Origin of the sequence: Cryptosporangium arvum DSM 44712, from assembly GCF_000585375.1 — a bacterium.
GTDB classification, from domain to species: Bacteria; Actinomycetota; Actinomycetes; order Mycobacteriales; family Cryptosporangiaceae; genus Cryptosporangium; species Cryptosporangium arvum.
In genome coordinates this window covers 6,042,426-6,065,914 of sequence record NZ_KK073874.1, presented here as the reverse complement: position 1 = coordinate 6,065,914, position 23,489 = coordinate 6,042,426, and the positions used below count along the sequence as shown (strand labels likewise).

The 23,489-nt window shown below is 72.7% G+C and carries 21 protein-coding genes and 1 pseudogene; 15 read left to right on the top strand and 7 right to left on the bottom strand.

The features are described 5' to 3' along the window. Positions 1–34: 34 nt before the first annotated feature. From CRYAR_RS27755 to CRYAR_RS27715, 9 genes and pseudogenes are all read left to right on the top strand, one after another. Positions 35–1,150 (top strand): annotated as a pseudogene (locus tag CRYAR_RS27755) (helix-turn-helix transcriptional regulator); the annotation flags it as partial. Positions 1,151–1,248: 98 nt separating this feature from the next. Continuing rightward, positions 1,249–2,217: a helix-turn-helix transcriptional regulator gene (locus CRYAR_RS27750; protein WP_035856319.1), complete on the top strand. Its 969-nt coding sequence runs from the start codon at positions 1,249–1,251 to the stop codon at positions 2,215–2,217. A 10-nt stretch (positions 2,218–2,227) separates the two neighbouring features. Continuing rightward, positions 2,228–2,455 (top strand): hypothetical protein, encoded by a 228-nt coding sequence (locus CRYAR_RS27745; RefSeq protein ID WP_211247671.1) that lies wholly within the window; start codon positions 2,228–2,230, stop codon positions 2,453–2,455. Between the two features lie 118 nt (positions 2,456–2,573). Next, the gene (gene tatA / locus CRYAR_RS46070; protein WP_084701018.1) at positions 2,574–2,870 is read left to right on the top strand and encodes a Sec-independent protein translocase subunit TatA; all 297 of its coding nucleotides are present in this window, start codon (positions 2,574–2,576) and stop codon (positions 2,868–2,870) included. 59 nt (positions 2,871–2,929) lie between these two features. Further along, positions 2,930–3,790 carry a twin-arginine translocase subunit TatC gene (gene tatC / locus CRYAR_RS27735; RefSeq protein ID WP_051572215.1) on the top strand — a complete coding sequence of 287 codons (861 nt, stop codon included), beginning with the start codon at positions 2,930–2,932 and terminating at the stop codon, positions 3,788–3,790. A 65-nt stretch (positions 3,791–3,855) separates the two neighbouring features. Continuing rightward, entirely contained in the window at positions 3,856–4,791 is a 936-nt protein-coding gene (locus CRYAR_RS27730; protein WP_035856318.1) for a diacylglycerol kinase family protein, read from the top strand. 72 nt (positions 4,792–4,863) lie between these two features. Continuing rightward, the gene (locus CRYAR_RS27725; protein WP_157018119.1) at positions 4,864–5,295 is read left to right on the top strand and encodes a hypothetical protein; all 432 of its coding nucleotides are present in this window, start codon (positions 4,864–4,866) and stop codon (positions 5,293–5,295) included. Positions 5,296–5,360: 65 nt separating this feature from the next. Beyond that, positions 5,361–6,389: a putative RNA methyltransferase gene (locus CRYAR_RS27720; RefSeq protein WP_035856316.1), complete on the top strand. Its 1,029-nt coding sequence runs from the start codon at positions 5,361–5,363 to the stop codon at positions 6,387–6,389. Positions 6,390–6,391: 2 nt separating this feature from the next. Continuing rightward, the gene (locus CRYAR_RS27715) at positions 6,392–7,141 is read left to right on the top strand and encodes an SDR family NAD(P)-dependent oxidoreductase (RefSeq protein ID WP_211247669.1); all 750 of its coding nucleotides are present in this window, start codon (positions 6,392–6,394) and stop codon (positions 7,139–7,141) included. Positions 7,142–7,187: 46 nt separating this feature from the next. Here the strand turns inward: CRYAR_RS27715 and CRYAR_RS27710 are convergent, their stop codons facing one another. The 4 genes from CRYAR_RS27710 to CRYAR_RS27695 all read right to left on the bottom strand — a co-directional run bounded on the left by CRYAR_RS27710 (position 7,188) and on the right by CRYAR_RS27695 (position 11,464). After that, complete coding sequence (locus tag CRYAR_RS27710; RefSeq protein WP_169745091.1) at positions 7,188–8,162, bottom strand: IPT/TIG domain-containing protein; 975 nt, start codon at positions 8,160–8,162, stop codon at positions 7,188–7,190. Positions 8,163–8,326: 164 nt separating this feature from the next. Beyond that, positions 8,327–9,313, bottom strand: a complete 987-nt coding sequence (locus CRYAR_RS27705) for an IPT/TIG domain-containing protein (protein ID WP_169745090.1) — start codon at positions 9,311–9,313, stop codon at positions 8,327–8,329. Between the two features lie 114 nt (positions 9,314–9,427). Further along, entirely contained in the window at positions 9,428–10,546 is a 1,119-nt protein-coding gene (locus tag CRYAR_RS27700; RefSeq protein ID WP_035856313.1) for an IPT/TIG domain-containing protein, read from the bottom strand. A 216-nt stretch (positions 10,547–10,762) separates the two neighbouring features. Further along, a complete protein-coding gene (locus CRYAR_RS27695; RefSeq protein ID WP_051571026.1) occupies positions 10,763–11,464 on the bottom strand; it encodes an HAD family hydrolase in 702 nt (233 codons plus the stop codon). A 41-nt stretch (positions 11,465–11,505) separates the two neighbouring features. On the opposite strand from CRYAR_RS27695, the gene CRYAR_RS27690 reads away from it, so the two are divergent. Then, positions 11,506–14,226 carry a DEAD/DEAH box helicase gene (locus CRYAR_RS27690; RefSeq protein WP_035856311.1) on the top strand — a complete coding sequence of 907 codons (2,721 nt, stop codon included), beginning with the start codon at positions 11,506–11,508 and terminating at the stop codon, positions 14,224–14,226. Positions 14,227–14,287: 61 nt separating this feature from the next. Then, a complete protein-coding gene (locus CRYAR_RS27685; protein WP_157018117.1) occupies positions 14,288–15,151 on the top strand; it encodes a sensor histidine kinase in 864 nt (287 codons plus the stop codon). Here the strand turns inward: CRYAR_RS27685 and CRYAR_RS27680 are convergent. Further along, positions 15,126–16,022 carry a 5'-3' exonuclease H3TH domain-containing protein gene (locus CRYAR_RS27680; protein WP_035866959.1) on the bottom strand — a complete coding sequence of 299 codons (897 nt, stop codon included), beginning with the start codon at positions 16,020–16,022 and terminating at the stop codon, positions 15,126–15,128. The two genes, CRYAR_RS27685 and CRYAR_RS27680, sit on opposite strands and share 26 nt — an antisense overlap. 77 nt (positions 16,023–16,099) lie before the next feature. Here CRYAR_RS27680 and CRYAR_RS27675 point away from each other — a divergent pair, with 77 nt between their 5' ends. Further along, complete coding sequence (locus CRYAR_RS27675) at positions 16,100–16,420, top strand: GNAT family N-acetyltransferase (RefSeq protein ID WP_035856307.1); 321 nt, start codon at positions 16,100–16,102, stop codon at positions 16,418–16,420. Between the two features lie 40 nt (positions 16,421–16,460). Next, the gene (locus tag CRYAR_RS27670; RefSeq protein WP_035866946.1) at positions 16,461–17,567 is read left to right on the top strand and encodes a M24 family metallopeptidase; all 1,107 of its coding nucleotides are present in this window, start codon (positions 16,461–16,463) and stop codon (positions 17,565–17,567) included. 478 nt (positions 17,568–18,045) lie between these two features. Here CRYAR_RS27670 and CRYAR_RS27665 read toward each other — a convergent pair whose 3' ends face one another. Next, a complete protein-coding gene (locus CRYAR_RS27665; RefSeq protein ID WP_035866939.1) occupies positions 18,046–18,672 on the bottom strand; it encodes a response regulator in 627 nt (208 codons plus the stop codon). 143 nt (positions 18,673–18,815) lie between these two features. Further along, the gene (locus tag CRYAR_RS43735) at positions 18,816–20,195 is read right to left on the bottom strand and encodes a sensor histidine kinase (RefSeq protein WP_051571025.1); all 1,380 of its coding nucleotides are present in this window, start codon (positions 20,193–20,195) and stop codon (positions 18,816–18,818) included. Positions 20,196–20,361: 166 nt separating this feature from the next. On the opposite strand from CRYAR_RS43735, the gene CRYAR_RS27655 reads away from it, so the two are divergent. Beyond that, a complete protein-coding gene (locus tag CRYAR_RS27655; RefSeq protein ID WP_035856305.1) occupies positions 20,362–20,949 on the top strand; it encodes a hypothetical protein in 588 nt (195 codons plus the stop codon). A 62-nt stretch (positions 20,950–21,011) separates the two neighbouring features. Continuing rightward, a complete protein-coding gene (locus CRYAR_RS27650) occupies positions 21,012–22,598 on the top strand; it encodes an amidohydrolase (RefSeq protein WP_211247668.1) in 1,587 nt (528 codons plus the stop codon). Positions 22,599–23,489: the final 891 nt, after the last annotated feature.

The following is a 23,489-nucleotide window of genomic DNA, read 5'->3' as shown; positions in this document are numbered from 1 at the left end:
CGCTTGTCGCTGATGTGAAGTAGCGTCGTTCGGTGTGTCCCGTCGACGCACCGAACGCCTGGTCAACCTGCTCCTCTGCCTGCTCTCCACCCGCCGGTACCTCACCGCCGCGCAGATCGCCGCGATCGTGCCGGGGTACGAGCACGAGGAAGAAGACCCGAAATCGCACGAAGCGTTCCAGCGTATGTTCGAGCGCGACAAAGGCGAGCTTCGCGACCTTGGTGTGCCGCTGGAAACCGGCACGAACAGTGTCTTCGACACCGAACCCGGCTATCGCGTCACCCGGGGTGACTACGCGCTCCCCGAGGTGCACCTCGATCCCGAGGAGGCCGCCGCGGTCGGCATCGCGGCCCGGCTGTGGCACCACGCCGAGCTCTCCACGGCGGCGTCCAGCGGGCTCACCAAGCTGCGTGCCGGTGGCGTCGAGCTCGTCGAGGGCCCGCCGCTCGGCATCGAACCGGTGGTCAACGCGGATCCCGCGCTCACCCCCATGCTCGGCGCGATCGACGTCCGCCGCGCGGTGAAGTTCCAGTACCGCACCCCGCGTGACGACCAGCCGCGCCAGCGCCGCCTCCAGCCCTGGGGTGTGGTCTCCTGGCGCGGTCGCTGGTACGTGGTCGGCCACGACCTCGACCGGGCCGCCACCCGCTGCTTCCGGCTGTCACGCGTCGTCGGCGCGGTGAGCCCGTTCGGCGCGGCCGACGCGTTCGCACCCCCCGACGACCTGAACCTCCTGGCCCAGGTCCAGGCCTTCGACCCCGAGCCCACCGAGCAGCGGGCCGCCCGCGTCCGCGTGCGTGTCGGCGCGGCGGCCGGCCTGCGGCGCTGGGCCGAGGACGTCCGGCCCGAGGAACACCCCCACCCCGAACTGCTCGATGCCGACGTCAGTCGAGCGGGCCTCGATCGCGAGGTGACCGTCGACGACCCGGCCGCGCCACCGGCCCTGGTCCCGCCGCCGGCCGAGGACGACGCCGACGAGTGCGGCGAACCGGCTCCCGACGCCAAAGCGGCCTGGGACGTCGTCACCCTGCGCTACTCCGACCCGGAGGCGCTCGCCGTGCGGCTGGCCGGCTACGGGTCCGCGGTCGTCGTGCTCTCACCCCCCGACGTCCGTCAGGCCGTCATCCGCCACCTGAGCCGGATGGCCGCCGACATCCCGGCACCCCGCCCACCCGAAATCCCGGGAGACCGTCGCCGGCACCCGGAGATCGCCCACACCCCCGCCGGCCCGCGGAAGGAGTCCGCGCGATGAGCGGCACCGGAACCGATCGGCTCGCCCGGCTGCTGGCCCTGGTGCCGTACCTCCAGGCCCGCCCGGGTGCGCTGATCTCCGAGGTGGCGGCCGACCACGGCGTCTCCGAGCGCCAGCTGCGCGACGACCTGCAGCTGCTCTTCGTCTGCGGGCTGCCCGGCTACGGCCCCGGCGACCTGATCGACATGTCCCTCGACGACGACACCGTCACGCTCACCTACCACGCCGAGCTCGACCGCCCGCTCCGTCTCACCGCCGACGAGGCCCTCGCGCTGATCGTCGCGCTGCGGGCGCTGGGGGAGACACCCGGCGTCGACGGGGCCGCGGTGGGGCGCGCGCTGGCCAAGGTCGAGAGCGCGGCCGGGGAGGCCGGCCGCTCGGCCCAGCGCGTGGCGATCACCGGCGGTTACGAGGACACCGGTCTGGCCGCCCGGGTGCGCGGTGCGCTCGAACGCGGCCGCGCGCTGCGGATCGTCTACTACACCGCCGGGCGGGACGCGACGAGCGAGCGCGTCATCGATCCGATGCGGATGCTCGTCGTCGACGGTCGTGCGTACCTGGAGGCCTGGTGCCGCCGGGCCGAGGCGGTCCGGATGTTCCGCCTCGACCGCATCGACGAGCTCACCGAGCTGGCGGAACCGTCGGTGCCCGCCCGCGGAGTAGGAGCAGCCGACGGCGGTTTCCGGCTCGCGGACGGCGCCGTGTTCGAACCGCCGGCCGACAGCCCGCTGGTCACCCTCCGTGTCGGCCTGGGCAGCCGCTGGGTCACCGAGTACTACCCCTGCGAGGACGTCCGGGCCGAGCCGGGCGGCACCTGGCTGGTCACGCTCAAGGCCAGCGACCTGGAGTGGGCGCGGCGCATCGTGATGGGGCTCGGCGAGGACGCCGAGGTCGTCGGCCCGCCCGATCTGGTGGAGCTCGTCCGCTCCGAGGCGCGCGCGGCGCTCGCCGCGTACAGCGTCTAGGGTGGCCACCGTGACCATTGCGAGCTGGATCGTCGTGGCGTTGGTGGTGCTGGGCGTCGTCCTGCTGGGCCTGGTGGCCGCGCCCCTGCTGCCGAAGCTGCGTCGCTTGAAGCACGCCGGCGACGTCCTCAAGGCCAAGGCCGACGAAGCGCAGACGCTCCAGACCGAGCTGGAAACGCTCCAGGCGCGTGTCCTCGAGGTCCAGGCCAAGGTCGAGGCCGTCCGCCCCGCCCGCTGAGACCAGGCTGAGATTCTCCCGGGCCTGGTCGTTTCCCCTCGGTCCTAGGGCCTATCCTTCCGATCGGTGGGCCGGTGAGACGTACGATGAACCGGTATCCGATTCGAGAGGTGTCGTCATGGGTGCTCTCAAGCCCTGGCATATCGCAGTGCTCGTCGTCGTGCTGCTTCTGCTGTTCGGGGCGAAGCGTCTGCCCGACGCGGCGCGCGGTCTCGGCCGTTCGTTGCGGATCTTCAAGGCCGAGACCGAAGGCTTGATGAAAGACGACGTCAAGGGCAAGGCCGAAGCGAAGCACGAGCGTGCGCCGCTGACCGATGACCGCGTCGATCCGGCCGACCAGTTCGGCGAACGGCAGAAGCCGGTCGTCGATTCCCGGGTGGTCGATTCGCGGAGCGAGACTCGCGACCAGCGGTGAGCCCAGCGCTGCGGCTGCGCCGGCGGACGCCGAAGAGGCAGATCTCGCCGGACGGCTCGATGACGCTCATGGAGCACATCCGTGAGTTGCGTGACCGCCTGTTCAAGGCGTGCCTGGGGATTCTCGTCGGTCTGTGCATCGGCTTGTACTTCTCGAAACCCGTGGAGCGGTTCCTCACCGATCCGTACTGCGAGCGTTTCGTCGCGGGGTGCTCGTTCAACGCGGCCACCCCGCTCGAGCCGACGATCGTCCGGTTGAAGATCGCGCTCTACCTGGGCCTCATCATCGCGTCGCCGATCTGGCTGTACCAGCTGTGGGCGTTCATCGCGCCCGGTCTGCACTCGCGTGAGCGCAAGTGGGCCTACGGGTTCATCGCTATCGCGGTGCCGCTGTTCGTGGCCGGTGCGGTGCTGGCGCACTTCGTCATCGCGAAGGGCATCCAGTTCCTGCTGCCGGTGGACGGCGATTATCAGCTGACCACGAACATCGCCGGCTACATCGACTTCGTCACCGGGATGCTGCTCATCTTCGGGGTCGGGTTCGAGTTCCCGCTGATCGTGTTCATGCTGAACCTGGCCGGGGTGGCGAGCGCGAAGCGTCTGCTCGGCTGGTGGCGGGCGGCGGTGTTCCTGACGTTCGCGTTCACCGCGGTCGTGACGCCGACGCCGGACCCGTTCGGCATGACCGCGCTCGGTGCCTGCATGAGCCTGCTGTACTTCGCCGCGGTCGGCGCCGCGTTCCTGAACGAGCGGCGGCGGGCGAAGGTCGCGGCCCGCAACTCGTACGCCGGCATCGACGACGACCAGGCGTCGGAGATCGAGACGGTGCTCGATCCGGTCGAGACGAGCGGTCCGGTGCGCAAGAGCGGCCCGGTCGAGCCCAGCGAGGCGCCACGCCCGACCCGGGACGAAGACCTCTGACCGAGTAGCGCCGAATCCGCCCTCACCAACTGCCGGTGGGGGCGGATTCGGCGTTACAGTGCGCCGTGCCTCCCGACTACACGCAGCGGCTGGTGGTGCTCGCCCACCCGCAGGCCGGCCGCGGGCAGGTGGGGCGGCATCTGCCGTCGGTGCTGGAGGCGCTCGGCCCGGCTGACCCACTGCTCCTTCCGGCCACCACCCGTGCCGACGCCCTGCGCGTGGTCGCCGCGGCCGTCGCGGCCGACGCCCGGGGCGTGATCGCGGTGGGCGGCGACGGCACGGCGCACCTGGCGCTGCAGGCCGTGGCCGGCACCCCGGTCCCGCTCGGGCTGGTTCCGCTCGGCACCGGGAACGACCTGGCCGACGCGGTGGGCGTGCCGAAGGACCCGGCCGCGTCCGCGCGCGCGATCCTCGCCGACCTCGCCTCCGGCCGGACCACCACGATTGACGCCGTCCGGATCGAGCGGGACGAGCCGTCGCCCGGGGCCGAGAGCTGGTACGCCGCGATCCTCTCGGTGGGCTTCGACTCGGCGGTCAACGCCCGCGCCAACCGCATGCGCTGGCCCCGTGGCCCCCGCCGCTACGACCTGGCGATCCTCGCCGAGCTGGCCCGCCTGCGCACCTACCGGCTGACCCTGCGGCTCGACGACACCACCACCGTGGAGACGCCGGCCCTGCTCGCCGCGATCGGCAACACCCGCAGCTACGGCGGCGGCATGCGCATGTGCCCGGCCGCCGACCCGACCGACGGCCTGCTCGACGTCACCGTCGTCGAACCGGTCAGCCGGCTCGAGTTGATCCGCGTCAAGCCACGGCTCTACTCGGGCACCCACGTCGATCACCCGGCGGTCCGTACCTACCGCGCCGCCCGCATCCACGCCGACGCTCCGGGCGCGGCGGTGTTCGCCGACGGCGAGCCGGCCGGGGCGCTGCCGCTCGCGCTGACCGCCGTGCGCGGTGCGGTGCGCCTGCTCGGGGCCACGGGACAACCCTCGAGCTGAGCGTGAGACCGCTCAGCTCCCGCCCGGGCCGGCCGATGAGGCAGTGAGCTGCCCGGGAGGAGGGATCCCGCCGTGCCTGTCGAACACCGCTGGAGCGCCGTGCGTACCCGGGTGGGTGCCGCGCTGATCGGACTCGCCGTGCTCCTCGGCGCGGCCGTCGCGCCGCTGCCCGCGCAGGCCGAGCCGTACTGGCGGGTCCGGGTCTACGTCGCGCCCGGGAAGTCGTCCTGCACGCTGCGGTGGGTCCGCAGCTACTGGGACGGCCCGGTCAACGCCTACAAGGTGTGGGTCGTTCCCCAGGAGGTCGGCCCCAACGCGCCGCAGACCTACCGGCAGATCAGCGTCACGCCGCCGCTCGCCGGGCGGGCCGCGAACGTCCGGGTCGGCTCGCTGACGCGCGGCGCCGCGTACGTGTTCTGGCTGCAGGCGTTCTACCCGAGCTACTTCCGCAGCGGACCGATCAACATGCAGGTCGCCACCACCGAGGTGTGCATCCCGACCTGAGAACTGTCGCCGGTGGGTGCGAGGATGCATCCGGCCGATCGGCGAGCGGGCGGGGGACGGGAACGGTGCTGGCGGATGTCGTCGATTGCCTGCGGTGCCCGCACTGCGCCGACGACGCCATCGGCCTGACGCTGAGCGAGCGCACCCTGCGCTGCCCGAACGGCCACACGTTCGACCTGGCCAAGCAGGGCTACGTCAGCCTGCTCACCGGCCACGCCGCCGCGGTACCCGGTGACACCGCCGCGATGGTCGCCGCCCGCGAAGCCTTCCTCTCCGGCGGCCACTTCAGCCCGATCACGTCCGCCCTCACCACGGCCGCGGCTGCTGCCGCCGCCGGGCTCACTCCGGGCGACGCGCTTTCCCCGGGTGGCGGGCTGCCCTCTGGCGGCGGTCCGCCTCCGCGCGGCCGGGTCGGCCCGGGCGGTGGGCTGCTTCCGGGCGGTCGCGGTGGCGAGGTCGGCTCGGGCGGTGAACTGCCCCCGGCCGGTGGCGGGGTCGTTCCCGGAACCGGCGGGGACGCCGCCGGGCGGTGTGTGCTCGATCTCGGGGCGGGAACCGGGCACTACCTCGCGGCGGTGCTGGATGCGGTGCCGGGGTGGGTCGGGGTGGCGGCGGACATCTCCGGGTACGCACTGCGCCGGGCGGCCCGGGCCCACGCGCGCGCGGGAGCCGTCCGGTGTGACGCGTGGCGGCCGCTCCCGCTCCGATCGGGCGCGGTGGACGTCGTCGTCAACGTTTTCGCACCGCGCAACGGCGCGGAACTGAACCGCGTGCTGAACTCCGGCGGGGTCGTTCTGGTGGTCGCACCGACCGGCCGGCACCTGCGCGAGCTGGCCGCCGCTGTGGGCGCGGTCTCGGTCGACCCGCGCAAAGCCGACCGTCTCGACGCCGCGCTCGGGCCGTACTTCACCCGGTCCGGCAGTGAGGTGGTGGAGACGACCCTGCGGCTGAGCCACGCGGAAGCGGTCACCGCGGTCGCGATGGGGCCGGCCGCCTGGCACGTGGACCCGGAGACGCTCACGGCCCGGGTGGCGGCGCTGCCGGAGCCGGTGGAGGTCACGCTCTCGGTGACGCTCAGTACCTACAGGAGGTGACGGTGGAGCTCTTCTCGCTGGCCGGACGGGTGGCCCTGGTGACCGGCGGTAGTTCGGGCATCGGCCGGGCGATGGCGTCGGCGCTGGTACGTGCCGGCGCTCGCGTGGTCGTGACGGCGCGCGGCCAGGAAGCCTTGGACACGACGGTCGCGGAACTGGGCGCGTCCGCGGCCGCGGTGAGCGCGGATCTCGGGGTGCGGGCCGAGGTGGTGCGGGCCGCCGACGAGGCCGCGTCGATCTTCGGCGAGCCCGACATCCTGGTCACCGCGGCCGCGATCAACCACCGCCCGCCGATGGACGAACTCACGCTCGACGACTGGGACGCCACGATCGAGCTCAACCTCACCGCGCCGTTCCTGCTCGGTCAGCGCTTCGGCCCGCGGATGGCCGAGCGGGGCTGGGGGCGGATCATCCACGTCGCGTCCCAGCAGGCCGTGCGGGCCTACTTGAACAGCGGCGCGTACGGAGCCTCCAAGGGAGGCGTCACCGCGCTGACCCGCTCGCAGGCCGAGGCGTGGTCGTCGCGCGGGGTGTGCGTGAACTCGGTGGCCCCAGGGGTGGTGCGCACCCCGCTGACCGCCCCGGTCTTCGCCGACCCGGCCAAGGCCGCGGCGATGGCGGCCCGCACCATGATCGGCCGCAACGGCGAACCCTCCGACTACGAGGGCGTGGCGGTGTTCCTGGCCGGCGACGCCTCCGCCTACGTCACCGGCCAGACGATCTTCGTCGACGGCGGCTTCTCCGTGCACTGAAAAACGGCGGGCCCCCGAAGGGGCCCGCCGTGGCACTGCCGCGAGATCAGCCGACGTCGGTGTAGGTGTACGTCGAGCCGGAGGTGATGCCGAAGGTGGCGCCACCCGCGGGCGTGAAGACCACGGTGACCGGTCCGGCCGAGCCCCCGGGGATGTTGGTGCAGGTCAGGGTCGTGTCTTCCTTGGTGCCGGAACCGGCGACGCAGGTCGCGGTCGTGGCCCCGAACTTGATGTCGGTCGCGCCCTTGAGGCCGACCCCGGTGATCGTGACCGCGGGCTTGTCGCTGGTGCCGTTGGTGCCCGCCGTCGGGCCGGAGGTGACGCTCAGCTTCGTCACGACCGCGGCGTACTTCGCGTTGGTGTTGTCCACCGTGCCGGTGACACCGTCGCTCAGGACCGAGATCGTGACCTTTCCGCTGGTGAGGGTCGGCGTACCCGCCGGGGCGGTGATCGCCAGCTTGTCGGCGGCCGAGAAGGCCACCTTGGCCGCCGCACCGTTCACCGTCGCGGTGATTTTCTTCGTGGTGATGTCACCGGCGGTGGTAAGGGTACCGGTGGTGAGAGTGCCGATGAAGGTCGTACCGCCGGCCGCGCTCAGTAGCGTTCCCGAGGGCACCGTGACCGTGATCGGGTCGATGTAGGTGAAGTTGTCGGCGTTCGTGTCGGCGGTCGAGCCGGTGCCGTTGGTGACCTTCACCGACACCGCGCCGGTACCGGCCGGCGCCTTGGCCGCGATCTGGGTGTCCGACAGCACGATGAAGCTCGTCGCGTTGGTGCTGCCGAAGACGACGTTCGTCGCGGTCTGCTCGTCCACCGTGCTGAAGCCGGTACCCGTGATGAGGACGTTGGTGCCGCCGCCCGCGCTGCCCTTCGAGACGCTGAGCGACTTGATCGTCGGGTCGCCGGCGGCAGCGAACGCGCTCCCGGCAAAGGACGTCGCGCCGGCCGCCCCTCCGAGGGCCACCGACGCGGCGAAGAAGACTGCTGCGGCACGGGTACGGCCGCGAGGACTTTCCAGCATTTGTTCTCCATGCGACAGCGGGGACAGGCCCCGGCCTGGACGACGCAATGTGACGCCGTCGAATGCTTGTCGCATAGCCAAACACAATCAATGCCTCATAACAACACCAAACGCTGTAAAACAGACAGCCGGGGCCTCAATGGCCCCGGCTGTCCGCGGGTCGCTTACAGGTCGGCGTAGGTGTACGTCGCGCCGGCGGTCACGCCCGCCGTCGCGCCCGAGCTGAAGCTGGGCGTGATCGACACCGGCCCGGCGCTTCCGGCCGGAACGTCCTTGCACGTCCAGGTGGTCGCCGCCTTGCCGGTCGCCGCCACGCAGGTGAGGTCGGTGCTGCCGATCTTCCAGGTCGCCCCGGTCAGGCCCGCACCGGTGATGGTGAGGGCGGCCTTCGCGTCGGTGCCGGTCGTGCCGGTGGTCTTGCCGGACGCCACGCTCAGCTTCGTCACCACGGCGACGTACTTCGCGTTGGTGTCGTCCACGGTGCCGGCGACGCCGTCGTTCAGCACGGCGATCGTCACCTTGCCGCTGGTGATCGTCGGTGTCCCGGCCGGTGCGGTGAGGTCGACCTCGTCGGCGTCGACGTACTTCAGCTTGCCGGCGACGCCGTTGACGGTCGCGGTGATCTTCTTGGCCCCGAACGTGGACGCGGTGCCGAGGTCGAGGCCGGTTCCGGTGAGCGTGAGCCGCACGGTCGTGCCGCCCGCCGCGGAGAGGACGGTGTTCGCCGGGGCCACCGCGGTGATCGGCGCGATGTAGGTGAAGTCGTCGGCCGTCGTGTTCGCCGAGGTGTCGGTGCCGTCGGTGATCGTGACCCGGACCTTCACCGTGTCGTCGGTGGACGTCGAGTTGGGGGCGGGGGCCTTCGTCGCGATCTGGGTGTCGTTGATGACCGTGAACGAGCTGACCGCGACCGAGCCGAACTTGACGCTGTTCAGGTCGGCTTCCGAGAGGGCCGAGAAGCCCTTACCGGTGATCAGCACCGCGGTGCCGCCGGCGATGCTGCCTTTGCTCGTGCTCAGGGACTTGATCGAGATCGCCGGGGCTGTCGCGGCCTGAGCGACGCCGGCGACGGCGACCACACCACCTCCCGCGAGGACGGTGGCGCCGAGGGCGGCGGCGAGACGGGTACGTCGGCTGCGGGGGTGTAACACGTGGACTCCTTCATCCAACTAATGACTCTTCGATGCAGACATCCGGGAGTTCGGCCGAACCGGTCCCGGGTTGAGGGCTCAACCAGGAGTTCGGCCGAACGGATGACCCCGGCCTCAGAGATCCGTGTAGACGAAGATCGAGCCCGCGGTGACGCCGGCTGACCGGCCGTCGGTGAACGTGGGGAGCACCGGAACCGCGCCGACCGTGCCTGCGGGCACGTTCGCGCAGGTCCACGTGGTGGCTTCCTTGCCACTGACCGCGGTGCAGGTGCCCTTGACCGAGCCGAACGAGAAACCGGTCGCGCCGTTCAGGCCCACGCCGGTGATCGTCAGCGCGGGCTTGCCGGCGGCCCCGGTCGTCCCGGTGGTCCGTCCCGTGGCGACGCTGAGCTTCGTCACGACCGCGACGTAACGGGCGTGCGTGGTGTCGGCGGGACCGGCCACGCCGTTGTTCACCACGACGACCGAGACCTTCCCGCCGGTCCTCGTCGGGGTACCGGCCGGGGCGGTGAGGTCGACGTGGGTGGCGTCGACCCAGGTCAAGGCTCCGGGGGTGCCGTCGACGGTCGCGGTGATCTTCTTCTGCGCGAACGTGCCCTGCGAGGTGCCGAGGCTCAGGTTCGTCCCGGCGAGCGTCAACCGGACCTTCGTGCCGCCGGCGGCGGAGAGGTCGGTCTTGTCGGGCACCTGGACGCTGATCGGGTCCAGGTAGGTGAAGTCGTCGCCTGCGGTGTCCGGGCTGGTATCGGTGCCGTCGGTGACCGAGACCGGCACCTTCGTCCCACTGCCGGCCGGCACGGTCGCGGCGATCTGCGTGTCCGAGAGCACCAGGAACGTCGTGGCCGGCGCCTTGCCGAAGAGCACCGCGGACTTGTTCGCCGGATCCACCCGGCTGAAGCCCTTGCCGTTGATCACGACGTTCGTGCCGCCGGCCGTGCTGCCGAACGCACTGCTGAGCCCGGCGACCGTGATCACCGCCGGTGCCGCGGCGCCCGGTTTCGCGCTCGCCTTCGGCGCCGGGCTCGCCTTCTGGGTGGGGCTCGTTTTCGGGGTCGGGCTCGCCTTCGGGGTCGCCACGGCGTCGGCCGGCTTCGGCGCCTTGGCTCCCGCCGCCGGTTTCGCCGACGCGGCGAGTGCCGGGGACGCGGCCGCGAGCGTGCCGACGCCGAGGGCGCCGGTGCCCAGCAGGGCGACGACGGCGGCGGCGCGGCGAGCGCGGGTGTCGAGGGTCACGGGACATCTCCTCCGGACGACAACTGTCGATTCGGAGGAGACGTCGGCGCACCGCGGTGCCCCCGGGTGCACACCCCGGGAGCGCGCCGGGAGCGAGCCCTAGCCCACCCCGCCCCACCCCCACACCCGAGGCCCCGAGCCACCCCGCCCCCGCCCCGAAACCGGGCCGCCCGGCCCCCGCCCCGAAACCGGGCCGCCCCGGCGTCGCGGCGATGATCAGGCGATCCCCGCGAGCGCCAGCACCGCGGCCAGGCCGTGCACCGCACCGGGCGGGCTGGCCGGCAGCACGAGCGCGGGCATCTCGACCTCGACCGCCCCCGCGTCCGCCGTCGTGTCGCCCACCATCAGCGCCCGCTCCGGCTCCACGCCCAGCTCCTCGCACGCCACCCGGAAGATCTTCGGGCTCGGCTTCATCGCGTCGACCTCGTACGAGAACACGAACGCGTCGATGAACTGCGTCAGACCGTGGTGGTCGAAGGTCGGCCGCAGATCGTGCGCGATGTTGCTGACCACCGCGACGCGCACGTCGTGGGACGACAGCGCGGCCAGCACCGGCGCCGTGTCCGCGTACGGAACCCACGCCTCCGGCGGGAACATCGCGTCGTAGAGCGCCGAGGCCAGCCGGGGGTCGGGCAGGTCCGCGCGCGCCATCAGCGCGGTGTACGCGTCCCGATGTTGCTCGAACGACAGGTCACGCGACGCGTACGCCTCGACGAGCGCACCGGTCAGGTCGGACGGAGCGGGGCCGCCGGGCCGCCCGGCCCAGAGCAGGCGCTCGACCAGCGCGGACGATTCGGTGTCGGTGAAGGCCAGACCGAGCGGGTCGGCGGCGCGGCGCAACCAGTCCGCGGGCGGCTCGACCGCCAGCAACGTTCCGGAGAAATCGAACAGGACGGCGTCGATCGGACGAAGAGACACGCCTCAATTTATCTCTCGCGTTCTCGCGTAGCCTTGGCCGCATGAGCACCCCCGCCGAGCAGTACGCGGCGGCACGTCGGCGCGCCGGCCACCCGGCCTACACCGACTTCACCGCGCAGCTGTCGTTCGATCTTGATGACTTCCAGCGGGAGGCCTGCGAGGCGCTCGAAGACGGGCGCGGGGTGCTGGTGTGCGCCCCGACCGGTGCCGGCAAGACCGTCGTCGGCGAGTTCGCCGTCCACCTGGCGCTCCGCCAAGGCACCAAATGCTTCTACACGACGCCGATCAAGGCGCTGTCGAACCAGAAGTTCAACGACCTCGTCGCCCGGTACGGCGCGGACAAGGTCGGCCTGCTGACCGGCGACAACGCGATCAACGGCGACGCGCCCGTGGTGGTCATGACCACCGAGGTGCTGCGCAACATGCTGTACGCGAACTCCGCGACGCTGGAGAACCTGGCCTACGTGGTGATGGACGAGGTCCACTACCTGGCCGACCGTTTCCGCGGCGCGGTCTGGGAGGAGGTGATCATCCACCTGCCCGAGTCGGTCTCGCTGGTCTCGCTCTCGGCGACGGTCAGCAACGCCGAGGAGTTCGCGGAGTGGCTGGTCACCGTCCGCGGCGACACGGCGGTGGTGGTCTCCGAGCACCGCCCGGTGCCGCTCTGGCAGCACGTCCTCGTCGGCCGGCGGATGTTCGATCTCTTCACCGAGAAGAAGACCGAGAACCTCACGAACAAAGATGTCGACCCGGACCTCAGCCGGTACGTCCGCGAGCAGCTGCGCAAGGTCCAGTACACCCGCTCGGGCCGTCCGATCCGGGCGAAGAACCTCGTCCCGTTCCGGTCCGACGTCATCGAGCGCCTCGACCGCGAAGGCCTGCTCCCGGCGATCACGTTCGTGTTCAGCCGGGCGGGCTGCGACGCCGCCGTGCAGCAGTGCATGGCCGCCGGGCTGCGTCTCACCACTCCGGACGAGCGGGCCGAGATCCGCGCCATCGCCGAGGAGCGCACCCGCGACCTCGCCGCCGAGGACCTGCAGGTGCTCGGCTACTGGGAGTGGCTCGACGGGCTGCAGCGCGGTCTGGCCGCGCACCACGCCGGGCTGCTTCCGGTCTACAAGGAGGTCGTCGAGGAGCTGTTCGTCCGCGGCCTGGTCAAGGCGGTGTTCGCCACCGAGACGCTCGCGCTCGGCATCAACATGCCGGCCCGGTCCGTCGTCCTCGAACGGCTGGTGAAGTTCAACGGCGAGAGCCACGTCGACCTCACCGCGGGGGAGTACACGCAGCTCACCGGCCGGGCCGGTCGTCGCGGTATCGACGTCGAGGGCCACGCGGTCGTCGTCTGGTCGCCGGAGATCGACCCCCGCCACGTCGCCGGCCTGGCGTCGACCCGGACGTATCCGCTGCGCAGCAGTTTCCGGCCGTCCTACAACATGGCCGTGAACCTCGTCGGGTCGGTCGGGCGCGAACGTGCCCGCGAGCTGCTGGAGACCTCGTTCGCCCAGTTCCAGGCCGACCGGGCCGTCGTCGGCCTGGCCAAGCAGGCCCAGCGTCAGCACGACGCGCTCGACGCCTATCAGGAGTCGATGACCTGCCACCTCGGTGACTTCGCCGAGTACGCGGCGCTGCGCAGGCAGATCAAGGACCGCGAGAACGCGCTGGCCAAGCAGGGCGCGTCGCAGCGCCGGGCGGCGGCAGCCGATTCGCTGGAGAGACTACGCATCGGCGACGTCATCCTGGTGCCCACGGGGCGCCGGGCGGGCCTCGCCGTCGTGCTCGACCCCGGGACGCAGCCGCTCGGTGAGTCCCGTCCGTTGGTGCTCACCGCGGACCGCTGGGCCGGGCGGCTCTCACTCGCCGACTTCACCGCCGAGATCGACGTCCTCACCCGGATGCGAGTGCCCAAGCACTTCAACCACCGCGCGCCCCAGGCCCGTCGCGACCTGGCCTCGGCGCTGCGTACGGCGGGTGCCGACCTGGCCGGCGTGCGCAAGAAGAAGGGGCGCGCCGCCGCCGCGGACGACGAGCTGCTCGGGGAACTGCGCGCCGCGCTGCGCCGCCACCCCTGCCACGGGTGCAACGACCGGGAGGAGCACGCCCGCTGGGCCGAGCGCTTCGACCGGCTCTCCACCGAGACCCACCAGCTCGAGCAGCGCGTGCACAACCGCACGAACTCGCTCGCGCGTACGTTCGATCAGGTCTGCGGCCTGCTGGAGAGCCGGGGCTATCTGGACGGCGAGCGGGTGACCGACGCCGGGCGCGGGCTCGCCCGGATCTGGTCGGAGTCCGACCTGCTGGTCGCCGAGTGCCTGCGCGCCGAGGTCTGGGAGGGTCTGTCCGCGCCGGAGCTGGCCGGTGCGGTGTCCGCGCTGGTGTACGAGGCCCGGCGGGCCGACGAGAGCCCCACCCCGGTGCCGAGCGGCCCGCTGCGCGATTCGCTCGCCGTCGTCGGCCGGCTGGCGTCGGAGCTGGCCCGCGACGAGGGGGAGCGCGGCCTGTCGCTCACCCGCGAGCCCGACTACGGCTTCGTCTGGCCGGCCTACCGGTGGGCCCGGGGGGAGCCGCTGGAGCGGGTCCTCACGGCCGCCTCCGGGGTCGAGGGCGAGATGCCGGCCGGTGACTTCGTGCGCTGGTGCCGGCAGGTGCTCGACCTGCTCGACCAGATCGCGGGCGCGGCCCCGGCGGGCAGCACGCTGCGCTCCACCGCCCGCCAGGCCATCGACGCCACCCGACGAGGAGTCGTCGCCTACACCGCCCTGTAGCGCGCCGATCGCCCGGTTAATGCCGTTTCTTGTGTTTTGATTCCGGCGTTCCGGGCGATCGGTGTTCCTACTGACTGGGGGTTCGGTGCGGCACGACGGCAGTGGGCAGAACGGACATGACCGCGCTTTCCTTGCCGACGAACTGGGTGGGGTACCCGGTGCCCGGGAGTCGGCCGACGGTGTCGACGTCGCCGCGGACCACGCGGCGTTCTCGGCCGCGTTCGACGCTCCGGGGGACCACCACGACTTCATCGACGACTTCGTCGACCTGGTCGGCCACCACCTGCGGACGCCGCTGACCGCGATCCGCACCCTGCTCGAGCTGCTCGCCGACGACAGCGGCGGCGGGCTCGACCCGGCGACCGCCCGGCGGCTCGTCGGCGCGGTGCAGGCGAACTCCGACCGGATGCTGCGCGTGATCGACACGCTGCTGCTGCTCGCGCGGGCCCGGCACGCCGAGGCGGCGCGTGACCACGTCCCGGTCGACCTGGCGGCGGTCGTCGACCGGGTCGGCTCGGCGATGGCGCCGGCCGCCGACGGCAGCGGGATCTCGATGACCGTGGAGGCCACAGATCCGGTGTGGACGGTCGGCGATCCGGTGCTGCTGGAACGTGCGATCGGGCACCTCGCGGGCAACGCGCTGCGCTTCACCGACCGCGGCGGGCAGCTGAGCCTGCGGGCGCTGGCCGAGCCACGCCCGGCGATCGAGGTGCAGGACACCGGCGTCGGCATCCCGCCCGAGCGTCAGCCGGGCCTGCTGCGCCCGCTGGTGCTCACCGCGGGCGCCGCCCCCTCCGACGACGCCCACCTGGGGCTGGGCACGGTCAGCGCGATCGCCCGCGCTCACCAGGGAGACATCGACATCCGATCGGCGCCGGGCCGCGGGACGACCTTCCGCATCACGTTCCCGACAGCGCCTTCGTGAGACGGCCGACCGCGCTCTCGAGCCCCCACCGCTCCGCCAGGGCCTCGACCCGCTCCGGGTCGACCGGGGTGCTCGGGAGCGCGTCGGTGACCGGCGGGATCGCGATGTCCCGCGCCACCCGCACGACGTCCGGTGCGACCGCCAGGTACTCCCGGGCCGCGTCCAACCGCTTCCACGACGACGCCGGGAGCGCCGTGTTGCGCGCGTCGACCGCCGCGAGCAGCCCGGTCAGATCGCCGAACCGTCCGAGCAGCCCGGCCGCGGTCTTCTCGCCGATCCCGGCCACGCCCGGCAGACCGTCGCTCGGGTCGCCACGCAGGGTCGCGAAATCGGCGTACTGGCTGGGCTCGACGCCGTACTTCGCCCGGACCGCCGCCGCGTCCATCTCCTCCAGCTTCGCCACGCCCCGGCCGGTGTAGAGCACCCGGACGCCGTTCGCGTCGTCGATCAGCTGAATGAGGTCGCGGTCACCGGTCACGACGTCGACCGGACCGGGGCCGCGGGTGGCCAGCGTCCCGATCACGTCGTCGGCCTCGTAGTCGGCCGCACCCACGGTCGCGATGCCGAACGCGGCGAGGACCTCGAGCAGCACCGGGACCTGCGGGCTCAGCTCGTCGGGGATCTCCTCCTCGTCGGGCTCGCCGGCCACCCGGTGGGCCTTGTACGAGGGCACCAGCGCGACCCGCCAGGACGGCCGCCAGTCCTCGTCCAGGCAGGCGACCAGCCGGTTCGGCCGGAACCGGGTGACGAGCGTCGACGTCATGTCGAGGAAGCCGCGCACGGCGTTGATCGGGGTACCGTCCGGCGCCGTGATCGACGTCGGCACGCCGTAGAACGCACGGAAGTACAGACTGGCCGCGTCGAGGAGCATCAGTGCGCCGGGTGTCGTGGTCACGGGTCCAGCCTGCCAGACTTCGCCACACCGGTCGCGCAGGGACAATGGGACTCATGGACAACGTGAAGATCACCAACGTCCCCGACGCGAGCCGGTACGAAGCGGACGTGGACGGCGCTCAGGCCGGCGTCGTCGAGTACCAGCTCGACGGCGACACCATCATGTTCACCCACACCGGGGTGCCACCGGAGTTCGAGGGCCGTGGCATCGCCTCCCAGCTGGCCCGGTTCGTGCTCGACGACGCCCGCGCCCGCGGCCTCGAGGTTTTACCCCGCTGCCCGTACATCGCCGGCTGGATCGCGCGGCACACCGACTACCTCGACCTGGTGCCCGAAGGGGCACGCGCGCGGTACAAGTTGCCCGCTTCGTCCTGACGGCGCGTTCTCGTCGGGGCCCCGTCGTACTGTGAACGGCATGTCTGACGCCCTCTATCCGTCCGACCGGCTCCGCGTGGCCCAGCGGGCCACGGCCGCGGCCGGTCTGGACGCGCTCCTGCTGACGCCCGGCGCCGATCTGCGGTACCTGACCGGCTACGACGCGCACGCGCTGGAGCGGCTGACCTGCCTCGTGCTCCCGGCCGACGGCGACCCGGTGCTCGTCGTACCCGCACTCGAGGAGGCGGCCGCGAAGGCCTCCCCGGCCGGCGGCATCGACCTGGAGATCCGCGCGTTCGCCGAGGGCGCCGACGCGTACGCGGTGATCCGGGACCTGCTCGGGGGGCCGCGGCGGCTGGGCCTCGCCGACCGGATGTGGGCCGAACAGGTCCTCGCCTTCCGGGCCGCGTTCCCCGGCGCCGAGCAGCTGCTGGCCGGCGGCGTGCTGCGGCCCCTGCGGGTGCGGAAGTCACCGGCCGAGATCGAGGCCCTGCGCCGCGCCGGCCAGGCCATCGACCGCGTGCACGAGCGGATGGGCGAGTGGCTCCTCGCCGGGCGCACCGAGGCCGCGGTGGGCCGCGACATCGCCGACGCGATCCTGAGCGAAGGCCACGCCACCGTGTCGTTCGTGATCGTCGGCTCCGGGCCGAACGGCGCCAGCCCCCACCACGCGGTGTCCGACCGCGTGATCGAGGACGGCGACCCGGTCGTCGTCGACATCGGCGGCATCACCGTCGACGGCTACTGCTCCGACTCCACCCGCACGTACGTCCTGGGCGCCCCGCCCGAGGGTTTCGCGACCGCCTACGCGGTCCTGCAGGAGGCCCAGGAGGCCGGCGTCGCCGCGGTCCGCCCGGGCGTCACGGCCGCCGAGGTCGACGCCGCCTGCCGCGACGTGCTGACCGCCGCCGGCTACGGCGACGCGTTCATCCACCGCACCGGCCACGGGATCGGCCTGGAGGAACACGAGGAGCCGTGGATCATCGGCGGGAACGAAACGGTGCTGGAGGAGGGGATGGCCTTCAGCGTCGAGCCCGGGTTCTATCTGGCCGGGCGGTACGGGGCGAGGATCGAGGACATCGTCGTGTGCACCGCAGAGGGCCCCGACCGCCTGAACGTGACCCCGCGGACGCTGACTTTGCTGTAGGCCGGGATATGGGAAGCGTGCTGAGAGGGGTATTCGTGGCCGTGCCGCCTGGTATGGGCCGGCGCGAAGAAGGCCGGGCTACCTGACCGCAGCGGGGTCTTGTCTCGACTCGCAGAATTCGGGCCGCGGTGCACGCAGAGGGCCGTGGCCCTCGCCACGATCCCACCTGTCTGATCATCGAGCACGGGTCGGCGCCGCGGGTTGCGCCCAGTGGGTGCCGCCACTGGGTGTCGCCGCTGATTGCCCTCGTGTCGGTCGCCGCCGCTGGTCTCCGCTGTCTGTGGCCCTTGTTGGTCTCTGCCGTCTGTGGCCCTTGTTGGTCTCTGCCGTCCGTGGCCCCGCTGGTCACCGCCGCCCGTGGCCCCGCTGGCCGCCGGCCGAGTCGCTCGCACCCACCGCTGCACCGGGCGCGCCCTCTTCCCTGCGCCCAGCCCACCCCCTTACCGCAGCGCGGAGCCGACCGACTGCGGACAGGAGGTCAGGCGAGCCCACGGTCGCGGGCGTAGAGGGCGGCCTGGGTGCGGTCGCGGAGGCCGAGGCGGCTCAGGATGTTGGAGACGTGGTTCTTCACGGTCCCTTCGCTCACGACCAGAGCGGCCGCGATCTCGCGGTTCGTCGCACCGCGGGCGAGGCAGCGCAGGACGTCCACCTCCCGGGCGGTGAGCCCACCCGGCGCGGGGGACGGCAGCGGGCCGCTCCGGTCGGCGGCGGCCAGCAATCGTGCGGTGACCGCCGGATCGAACTGGTCGACGCCGGCGTGCGCCATCCTCACCGCGCGAGCCAGCTCCGCGGCCGGAAGATCCTTGAGCAGGTACCCGTTGGCACCGGCACGCAGCGCCCGCACCACGTACTCCTCGTCGTCGAAGGTCGTGAGCATGACGACCCGACAGCCGGGCGCCTGGCGCCGCACCGCGGCGGTGGCCTCGACCCCGTCGGAGGCCGGCATGCGTACGTCCATGAGAACCACGTCCGGCCGGAGCCGCACGGCCAGCGCCACGGCCTCCCGCCCATCCGCGGCCGTGCCCACGACCGTGATGCCGTCCTCCAGCGCCAGCAGTGACGCCACCCCCTCCCGAACCAGCCGTTGATCATCAACCACGAGCACGCTGGTCCCGCCGCCCGTTCCCGCGGCACCGACGGCGTTCGAGGCCCCAGCGACGGTCACGGCACCGGCCGCGCTCGTGGCGTCATCCGCCGCGCCGGAAGCGCTCGTCGCGCCGAACGAATCGATGGCACTCCTCGTCTCGGTCACCCCGGCTCCGCTCGCAACGCGGTCTGCGCCGGAATGCGCGCGACGAGCGTGGTTCCCGCTCCGGGCTCGCCGACAAGCTCCAGCACCCCACCGACCGCGCTCACGCGCTCACGCAACCCGACGAGCCCGAACCCCGAGCCGTGCCCCGACCCGCTCGCCGCCGCCGCGCTCGCCTCCGCCCCCGGGCGCGTGAACCGCGTGCTGAGCGATGCCTCCGCGCCGCCCACCGCCCGATCAGCGTCGCCCACCGCCCGATCGGCGCCGACCGCCGCCCGATCAGCGCCGACCGCCGTCCGATCAGCGCCGCTCGAGTGAGCGACAGCCGCCGGAATCGGAGAGCGGAGACCGGAGCCGTCGTCGCGAACGGTCAGCGTCGTGGCGTCAGCAGCGAAATGGACGGCCACCGAGACCGAACCCGCACCCGAGTGCCGCAGCGCGTTCGTGAGGCCCTCCTGCGCGACGCGGAACAGCACGTCCTCGACCGGGGCCGAACATCGCTCGTCGCCGACAACACCGCAGGTGACCGCTACCCCCGTCGACCCCAGCCGCGCCACCAGCTCGTCCAGACGCAGCACCAGCGATCCCGCCGCGCCGGCCCCGACCGGGTCGATCAGCGGCTCCAAGCCCTGTCGCTCGGTCCGCACGGGCCCGGGCGGCGGTGCGCGCAGGGCGGAGACCGAGCGCCGGACGTCGGCCAAAGCCTCTCGTGCCGAGGCGCGCGCGTCGACGACCGCCTGGTCGGCGACGTCGGGATCCCGGGCCCGGTAAGCGGTGGCCTTTTCCAGCTGGATCGTCACCGCGGTGAGGTGGTGACCCAGGCTGTCGTGCAGGTCACGCGCGACCCGGTTGCGTTCGTCGGCCGCGGCGAGCGCGGCCACCCGTTGCTGGGACGCGGCCAGCTCGTCCACCAGCCGCTCGGCGCGGGCGCGGTCGGCGTCCGCCGCCACCGTGGCCGCGGCCATGGCCACCGCCAGCACCAGCCCGACCGTGAACATCACCAGGTCACCGAGCGCTTCCCGGTCGGACGGCCAGCCCGGGTCGGCCACCGTCCACCACCCGACGAGCGCCACCCCGCAGCCCGCGGCGGCCAGGTGACCGGCCCGCCGGCCCCGGGTCAGGTAGACGGCGAACGGCACCAGCAGGAACAGGACCCGCGCGAGCCCGGACGTGTCGGCCGCGACCACGACGACGATCAACGCCGCCCGGCCGAGCAGCGTGGCCCGGCCGGCGCGTTCGAGCGCGACCAACGCCAGTAGCCCGGCGACGAACACCGCGGCCCGCCACGCGACGACCGGCGCCAACCCGGCGACCCCGAAGTACAGCCCGCCGGCCAGCACGGTGCCGTACAACGTGGATGCCACCCGAGCCAGCCGCATGCCTTCACGTTAAACGGCCCGGGACCTGCGGAGAATCCGTCGAACGGCATAGGTCGTTAGTCACGGGTGCCCGTGCCGGACGGCGCCGGGATGCGTCCGGTGACACTGCCGCCGGACGTCGCCGCGTCTTTACCGTCGAGGCCCCTCGAGAACAAGGAGCCTCCCGATGACCGACTCCGCCCGCTACCGCCTTGCCGGTGCCGCCGGCCTGCTCACCGGCGTCCTGCTGCTGTTCAACGACCTCCGCCGGGAGGACCTCGTACCGGAGAACGCCGTCACCGAGAGCATCGCGCCGGTGCCTGCGGTGCTCGCGCTCTTCGCCCTCACCGGCCTCTACCTCTGGCAGCGGCACACCGCGGGCACGCTCGGCCTGGTCGCCTACGCGCTCAACCTGGCCGGTGTGGCGGGCCTGCTGGTCGGCGAGTTCGCGAGCCACTTCCTGTTCAGCGACCTCTCGACGACCGAGGTCGAGGCGCTCCTGGAGGGCCGGCCCCGGGCGGGCTTCCTGGTGATCGCCGCGGTGTTCGCGCTGGGTGTGGTGCTGTTCGCGATCGTGTCCTGGCGGTCCTTCCCCCGCTGGGCGGTGGCGCTGTACGCGGTCGGGTTCGTGCTCGCTGCGCTGCGCGGCGCGGTCCCCGACCTCGTGGTCTCGGTCGGCTTCCTGCTCGGCTCGGCCGGGATTCTCGGGCTTTCGTGGACGCTCTGGCGCGCGCCGTCGCCCGCCCCGGCGCCCTCGGTGGTCGCCGCGGCGTGACCCGGCCCACGCGGTCCGACGCCGGGCGGGAACTGTCGGTGGCGGGGAGCACAATGACCCCCATGGCGACGCTCTACCGCAACGGCGAGGTCTACAGTCCCGCGGATCCTTTCGCGACCGCGCTGCTGGTCGAGGGTGACCGCGTGTTGTTCGTCGGCTCCGACGATGCGGCCGACGCCGCCGCGTTCGGGGCCGACGAGGTCGTCGACCTGGAGGGTGCGCTCGTCGTGCCGGGCTTCGTCGACGCCCACGTGCACACGACGCAGACCGGCATCGGCCTGCTCGGCCTCGACCTCACCGGCGCCCCGTCGCTCACCGCGGCGCTGGACGCGGTCGCCCGCCACGTCGCGGAGCATCCCGGCGTCGTCCTGGGGCACGGCTGGGACGAGAGCGCGTGGCCGGAGCGACGCGCGCCCACCACGGCCGAGCTCGACCGGGCGGCGGGCGACCGCCCGGTCTACCTCGCTCGGGTCGACGTGCACTCGGCCGCCGCGTCGAGCGCGCTGCGGTCCACCGTGCCCGGCCTCACCGGCCTGACCGGTTACGACGCCGATCAGCCGGTCACCCGCGACGCCCACCACGCCGTCCGCGGCATCGCGCTGGCGTCGGTCACCCCCGCCCAGCGGGCCGACGCCCAGCGCGCCACCCGCGCGCACGCCGCCTCGCGGGGAATCGTCGCGCTGCACGAGTGCGGCGGGCCCGACATCGGCGGCGAGGACGACTTCACCGGCCTCCTGGCGCTGGCCGCCGACGAGCCCGGCCCCGACGTCTTCGGCTACTGGGGCGAGTGGCGCGCGGCGGCGAAGGCCCGCGAACTCGGCGCGGTCGGCGCCGGGGGCGACCTCTACGTCGACGGGGCGCTCGGCTCCCGCACGGCCGCGCTCTCCGCGCCCTTCGCCGACGACCCGAACACCAACGGCCACCTCTACGCCGACGCCGATCAGATCGCCGAGCACCTGGTGGACTCGGTGCGCCACGGCACCCAGGCCGGCTTTCACGCCATCGGGGACCGGGCGCTCGCCGCCGTCGCCGAGGGATTCTCGCTGGCCGCGGGCACCGTCGGTCTCGACAAGCTGCGTGTCGGCCGGCACCGCGTCGAGCACGCCTCGATGCTCGACGCCGCGCTGATCAAGGCCCTGGTCAACTACGGGGCCGTGGCGAGCATGCAGCCGGCGTTCGAGGCCGCGTGGGGCGGTCCCGGCGGCATGTACGTCCAGCGGCTCGGTGCGGAGCGGGCCGAAACGCTGAACCCGTACGCGGCCCTGGCCGGCGTCGGGGTCCCGCTGGCCTTCGGCTCGGACGCTCCGGTGTCGCCGCTCGACCCGTGGGGCACCGTCCGCGCGGCCGCGTTCCCGCACCATCCGCGCCACGCGATAAGCGTCCGGGCGGCGTTCGCCGCGCACACCCGGGGCGGCTGGCGCGCGCTCGGCCGCGACGACGGAGGCATGCTGGTCCCCGGGGCGGTGGCGTCGTTCGCGGTCTGGGCCGTGGAGGAGCTCGTCATCCAAGCGCCCGACGACCGGGTCGCCCGGTGGAGCACCGACCCCCGCGCCGGTATCCAGGGCCTGCCCGCGCTGAGCGAAGGAGCGATCCCCCCACGCTGTCTGCGCACGGTCGTCCGCGGTGCCCCGGTGTTCACCGGCGAGTGAGGCCACGGAGGACGATGACACGCCCATTGTCTGTTTTGTCTGATTCAGCGGGGCAAATTTCCCTTCGCTGCGGTTGACCAGGCATGATGTCCGTACTGTCGGCGAAAGCCGGTATTGACAGGAGACGGACGGCAATTACGGTGTCCAAGTAACTTCCTCGGGCATCGGACGGCGACGGAACGTGCCTTCGCTAGCTGGGCAAACGCGGTGGCGCCACCGCAGGGGCCAGGTCCAGCCGGCGAAGGGTGGCGGGACGACGACGGTCGCGGCCGGTGCCAGGTCGCGGTGATGGTGGTGACGGAGGGTCAGTAGACAACGTCTGGCGTAGCAGGCAGCCAGCCGCTCCGCAGTCGGTCCGAAGGTCCTCCCGAACTCCTCCCGTACCGGTCGGGGAACTCCGAAGCAGGGGCGCGGCGTGCACGCCGCGCCCCTGTGGCTGTTCTGGCGGCGATACCACAGTGGGGTGGGTCGCATTGGTCGCCCCACCCGGCCCCGGATTGCCGGGGGAGTGGGCACAATCGTTGCCAGGACACGACCCCTCCCGGGTCGGGAGGGAGGTTCGGTGCTGCCACGAAGTGACGCGGAGAGCGGTTCGCCCGCCGCCGTGGTTCCCGCCCCGCCCCCCGATCCCCTTGCTCCCGCCGGAGCCGACCCGAGCGCCGTCGGGACCTCGCAAACCCCCGAGCCCCTCACCGAGGCGGTCCCAGCCACCGCGCTCCCGCCAACCGGCACCCCGACCGCTACGGCCCCGGCCGATAAGACCCCGGCCGTCGACGCCCCGGCGGATGCTGCTTCGAACGGCGCTGCTTCGAACGGCGCAGCTTCGAACGGCGCTGCTTCGAACGGCGCTGCTTCGAACGGCGCAGCACCGGCCACTGGCGCGCTGGCTGA